1 protein-coding gene is annotated in these 1121 nt (G+C 39.7%); it reads right to left on the reverse strand.

The annotated features are described in order from the left end of the window. Positions 1 to 19: 19 nt before the first annotated feature. A protein-coding gene (locus MTCD1_RS18260) for an IS630 family transposase (protein ID WP_438819297.1) occupies positions 20 to 1055 on the reverse strand; the annotation gives its coding sequence in 2 pieces (ribosomal slippage) (positions 20 to 590 and positions 589 to 1055; 1038 coding nt in all). Positions 1056 to 1121 lie beyond the last annotated feature (66 nt).

Genomic DNA, 1121 nt, shown 5'->3' on the forward strand with positions numbered 1-1121 from the left:
CTAATACCAATTGCATTAATTAAGTTCCCACTTTTATCCAGTCTCGATCACACAATTCCATTACTCTCGACACATCAGATATAAAGCTATTCCATGCTAGAGAGCAGGCATCAACAATATCTTCATAGCCACTGAAGCATCTATTGGCTAGTTCGTTTTGCCTTAGCCATTGCCAGACTTGCTCAATGGGGTTTAGCTCTGGTGAATAGGGTGGTAACTTTATAATAGATAAGTTATCAAACTTATCGGCTAAATGAACTTGGTGCCAAGCCGCACCATCAACGACTATAACGCCATGTCGACCTTCAGGAATTCTCTTGGATATTAATGCTAAGTGTTTTTCCATCACGTCCATATTCATGCAGGGGGAAATTAATGCCTCAGTATCACCCGTTGCTGGGCATACTGCACCGAACAAGTAAGCATATTCAAACTGCTGTTGCTTGACCGCTCTTGGCCGTGTTCCTTTTTCCGCCCAGAGCCTTGTCGTCGTATTCTGCTGGCCAAACCTAGCTTCGTCTTGGAACCATACGTCTACATTTTTAAGGCTTACATTCCACGGGATCGTCAGGATAATTTCCATTTTGAATTTTTTTAAAAGCTTCTTGAACTTCATCTGATTGCTTAGGGTGTCTAGAGCGACTAGTGATCCAAGAGAAACCTAACTGATGCAATAATCGATATACATTAAAAATCGTATACTTGATATTAAATTCTTGAGTAATATAGGTAACAAGCGTTTGTGCCTTCAGTCTGCCTCCACTTTCTTTAATACTGTTTTTTAGAATGTAGTCACTTAACTGAGTTAATTGTTGTTGGTCTAGGCCGCAGGGTCGGCCAGAGCGAGGCTTTTCTTTTAAGCCATCAAGACCTTGCTCATGAAATTTTTTAATCCAGTCATTAACAATACGTCGACTAATATGTAAGTTTCGTGCGGCTTGTGTGTTATTAGCCCCCTCTTTGATGTGAGAAAGCGCCATCAAACGAACCCGCATTCGCCCATTAGTTTCTTTTGCTATAAGGGATTTAAAATCAATGGATTCAAGTGTGGTCATAATTACTGTTCTGGACGTTTGAAAAATAAAATCAATTAGATCACAAATTTAATCAAAATGGTATAA

Source organism: Colwellia marinimaniae, from assembly GCF_002207865.1.
GTDB classification, from domain to species: domain Bacteria; phylum Pseudomonadota; class Gammaproteobacteria; order Enterobacterales; family Alteromonadaceae; genus Colwellia; species Colwellia marinimaniae.